The sequence below is a fragment of the Streptomyces flavofungini genome, assembly GCF_041028215.1.
GTDB classification, from domain to species: domain Bacteria; phylum Actinomycetota; class Actinomycetes; order Streptomycetales; family Streptomycetaceae; genus Streptomyces; species Streptomyces flavofungini_B.
The window spans coordinates 1-4389 of sequence record NZ_JASKYR010000658.1 but is presented as its reverse complement, the minus strand read 5'-3'; the positions used below and the strand labels follow the sequence as shown (position 1 = coordinate 4389).

3 protein-coding genes are annotated in these 4389 nt (G+C 73.5%); all 3 read right to left on the bottom strand.

What is annotated here, in order from left to right; translation table 11 throughout:
- Nucleotides 1-39: 39 nt before the first annotated feature.
- Nucleotides 40-1017, bottom strand: coding sequence for an NAD(P)H-quinone oxidoreductase (locus AB8Z36_RS31940; RefSeq protein ID WP_369216877.1), 978 nt, complete (start codon nucleotides 1015-1017; stop codon nucleotides 40-42).
- Between the two features lie 738 nt (nucleotides 1018-1755).
- Complete coding sequence (locus tag AB8Z36_RS31935; protein WP_369216876.1) at nucleotides 1756-2862, bottom strand: potassium channel family protein; 1107 nt, start codon at nucleotides 2860-2862, stop codon at nucleotides 1756-1758.
- A partial coding sequence (locus AB8Z36_RS31930) for a molybdopterin molybdotransferase MoeA (protein WP_440582050.1) occupies nucleotides 2850-4389 on the bottom strand: 1540 nt, incomplete at its 5' end. The genes AB8Z36_RS31930 and AB8Z36_RS31935, both read right to left, overlap by 13 nt.

The window sequence follows — 4389 nt, the reverse complement described above, 5'->3', positions numbered from 1 at the left end:
GCTTGGCTCGGCCGCCAGGAGGCTTGCCCGGGGCGGGCGCTAGCGCTGGAGCAGCACCTTTCCGATGTGGCCGCTCTCCTCAAGGATGCGGTGCGCGGCAGCCGCGTCCCGCATCGGCACCACACGGTCGACGATCGGCCGCACCTGCCCCGCCGAGATCAGCGGCCACACATGCTCCCGTACCGCCGCCACGATCGACGCCTTCTCGGCGGCGGGACGGCCACGCAGGGAGGTGGCGGTGACGGCGGCGCGCTTGGTGAGCAGCGCGCCGATGTTCAGCTCGCCCTTGGCGCCGCCCTGCATGCCGATGATGGAGAGCCGCCCGTTGACCGCCAGGGCCTGCACATTGCGGTCCAGGTACTTGGCGCCCATGTTGTCGAGGATGACGTCCGCGCCCGCCCCGTCCGTGGCCCGCTCGATCTCCGCCACGAAGTCCTGCTCGCGGTAGTTGATGAGGATGTCCGCGCCGAGTTCCCGGCAGAAGTCCAGCTTCTCCTTCGTACCCGCCGTGACGGCGACCTTCGCGCCGACCGCCTTGGCGAGCTGGATCGCCATGGTGCCGATGCCGCTCGAACCGCCGTGCGCGAGCAGCGTCTCACCGGGCCGGAGGTGAGAAATCATGAACACGTTGGACCATACGGTCGACGTCACCTCGGGCAGCGCCGCCGCCGTCACGAGGTCGACGCCCTCGGGCACGGGCAGGAGCTGCCCGACCGGCACGGCGACCTGCTCGGCGTAGCCGCCGCCGGAGAGCAGCGCGCACACCTCGTCGCCCACCGCCCAGCCGGAGACGCCGGGGCCGAGCGCGATGATGCGGCCCGAGCACTCCAGGCCGGGGTAGGGGGACGCGCCGGGCGGCGGGTTGTAGAAGCCCTGCCGTTGCAGCAGATCGGCGCGGTTCACGGCACTGGCCACCACCTCGACCAGCACCTCGCCCTCGCCGGGCACAGGATCAGCCACCTCTGCCCACACCAGCGCTTCGGGCCCACCGGGTTCGGGGATAGTGATCGCATACATAGGCCCGAGGCTACTCCCGCTGGCCCCTGGGCCCCCGCCACGAACTGTCGCCCGACGGTCCCACCGCAGCGGGGCTCCCACGGGCCCCCTGAGCCCGCGAGGAGCTGTCGTCGGTCTCACAGCAGCGGGACTCCCGCTAGCCCAGGGCCCCTGCGAAGAGCTGTCGTCGGTCTCGCAGCAGCCGGGCTCCTACGAGCCCAGGGCCCCCGCGAGGAGCTGGCCCCCGTCAATCCCACCGCAGCAGAACATCCGCAGGCCCCCGGCCCCACGAGGAACTGACACCCGTCAATCCCACCGCAGCCGGACTCCCACGGGCCCCTGAGCCCCTGAGCCTCTGGGCCCCCCGAGGAGCCCGGTCAGTCCCGCCGCAGCGGATCCGCGGGCCCCGGGCAACGGGCCCCCGGCGAGGAGCCCGGTCAGTCCCGCCGCAGCGGATCCGCGGGCCCCGGGCAACGGGCCCCCGGCGAGGAGCCCGGTCAGTCCCGCCGCAGCGGATCCGCGGGCCCCGGGCAACGGGCCCCCGGCGAGGAGCCCGGTCAGTCCCGCCGCAGCGGATCCGCGGGCCCCGGGCAACGGGCCCCCGGCGAGGAGCCCGGTCAGTCCCGCCGCCATCCCACCGCAGCCGGACTCCAGCGGRTCCGCGGGCCCCGGGCAACGGGCCCCCGGCGAGGAGCCCGGTCAGTCCCGCCGCAGCGGATCCGCGGGCCCCGGGCAACGGGCCCCCGGCGAGGAGCCCGGTCAGTCCCGCCGCAGCGGTTTGACGTCCGGTGCGATCACGGCCGTGGGCGTCGCCCGGACGATCGTGATCAGCCGGTCGGTGAGCTGCAACTTGCCGACGGCCGGATCGTCGTACCCCAGCACCCGATGCCCCCGCACCACGCTCACCACGAGGTCCTCCGTCTCCCTGACCCCGCGCCCGACCTCGGCCTTTATGACCGGACGCTCGACCAGATCGAGCCCCGTGCCCTGCTGGATGAGGTCCTCCATGACCATGCCCGCACTGGGGCTGAGCACGGATAGCCCGAGCAGCCGCCCGGCCGCACTCGCGCTGGTGATGACCGCGTCGGCCCCGGACTGCCGGAGAAGCGGCGCGTTCTCCTCCTCGCGCACCGCCGCCACGATCTTCGCCCCGCGGTTCAACTGCCGTGCGGTCAGCGCGACAAGCACCGCCGTGTCGTCCCGCTGCGTCGCGATGATGATCTGCCGGGCCCGCTGCACCTCGGCCCTGAGCAGCACATCGCTGCGCGTCGCGTCGCCGACGACCCCGGCGAACCCCTCCGCCGTAGCCGCGTCGATGACCTTCGCGCTGGGGTCGACCACCACGATCTGCTCCGGCTTCAGGCCGGTCGCGCAGACGGTCTGGATCGCCGACCGGCCCTTCGTGCCGAAGCCGACGACGACAGTGTGTTCACGCAAGTTGGACCTCCAGCGGGACAGACGCCACTCCTCGCGCGTCCGTTCCGTGAGCACTTCGAGGGTGGTGCCGACCAGGATGATCAGGAAGAGCACGCGCAACGGCGTGATCAACAGAATGTTGGTGAGCCGCGCGCTGTCGCTGTACGGGACGATGTCGCCGTAGCCCGTGGTGGAGAGCGTGACCGTGGCGTAGTACGCCGCGTCGAGGAAGTCGACGCGCCCGTCGGAGTTGTCGTTGTACCCGCTGCGGTCGATCCACACGATGAACGTCGTCAGCGCGAGCACCAGCAGCGCCATCGCCAGACGCCGTGTGACCTGCCGCAACGGCCGCTCGACCACCCGCTGCGGCAGCTTGATCCGGTGCGTGGTGTGGTGCTCCGCCGGGTCCCGAGCGATGGCGTCGTGTCCGGGAAGTTTCACGTGAAACACTCCCCGCCGGAACCGGTGAGGTCGTTGAGACCGCCGGAGGCGCCAAGGCCGTTGGGGCCGGGGCCGCTTCGGCCGGTGCCGAGGCCAGGGTCACCTGGGCCCCCGAGGGCGCCCGGGTCCGTCGGCACGGCCCACGGCAGGTCCAAGATTTCCAGCTCCTGCCCCTGCCGCGCCCCGCCGGACGGCACCACCGCGAGCCCGTCGGCCGCCGCGATGCCCCGCAGCATGGCGGGCCCGTTGAAGCGCAGCGGCACGGCCACCTCGCCGCGCAGGGCGACGGGCACGAGCCGGGTGTCATACGGGTGACCCTGCACGGACTCCCGCACCGGAGCGGTGTACATCGAGGGGCCGCCGCCCTGGCCGGACGCCCGCCCGGTGAGCGCGCGCAGCAGCGGCTCGGCCAGGGTGAGCAGGCCGGAGACCGCGGCGAGCGGATTGCCCGGCAGCCCGACGAGGTGCTGGTCCGGCCTGATCCTGGCGAGCAGCATGGGATGCCCGGGGCGCACCGCGACACCGTCCACGAGCAGCTCGGCGCCGATCCGGTCCAGCGTGGGGTGGACGTGATCGACGGGCCCCGACGCCGTACCGCCCGTCGTGACGATCAGGTCGGCCGTGGACTTCGTGATCGCCTCGTACAGCGCCTTGGCGTCGTCGCCGAGGTGCCGCACCCCGGTGACTTCGGCACCGAGCGACCGCAGCCACGGCGGCAGCATCGGGCCGAGCGCGTCACGGATGCGGCCGTCCCGGGGCAGCCCCTCGGCCAGCAACTCATCGCCCAGGACGAGGACTTCCACGCGGGGCCTGCGCAGGGTGGCGAGCGTGTCGTACCCGGCGGCCGCCGCGAGGCCGAGCACAGCGGGCGTGACCAGGGACCCGGACGGCAGCAGGTGCTCACCGGAACGGCACTCCTGGCCGCGTGGCCGGATGTCCTGCCCCTGCGTCAGATCGCGCAGCGCGTACAGCCTGCCCTTGCCGTCGTTGCCGTCGTTGTCGTCCTTGTCGTCGGTGCGGCCGTGCTCACTGCGGAGCACCGCGGTGGCGTCCCTCGGGATACCGGCGCCGGTCGCGATACGCACGGCCTCGCCGTCGCCGAGCGGCGCGGGCTTCCCGTCCCCGGCGAGGACCCCTTCGGCGCGTACGTCCCAGGGGCCCGGACCCGCGACGGCCCAGCCGTCCATGGCCGAGGTGTCGAAGGACGGCAGATCGGTGAGGGCGGTCAGCGGGGCGGCCAGAACCATCCCGAGCGCCTGGGAAAGCGGCACGGAGACGGACGCCTCCCTGGGCGCCCGAGCGGCCCGCGAGGCACGGGCGCGGGCCACGTCCCAGGGGGTGATGTCGCGGTGCTTGGTCTCGCCGGAGACGCTGGGCATGGCTCCGTGGGACGGGGCGCCGGTCGAGTACGCCGACGCCGACGTGGCCGCCGCCCCCGCTGCTCCGGCCGCTCCCGACGCTCCCGCCGCCGACGTGGCGTGCGGGATGCTCCCGTGCCCCTTCCGCCCCTCGTTCACCAGGGCGAGCGCCTCATCG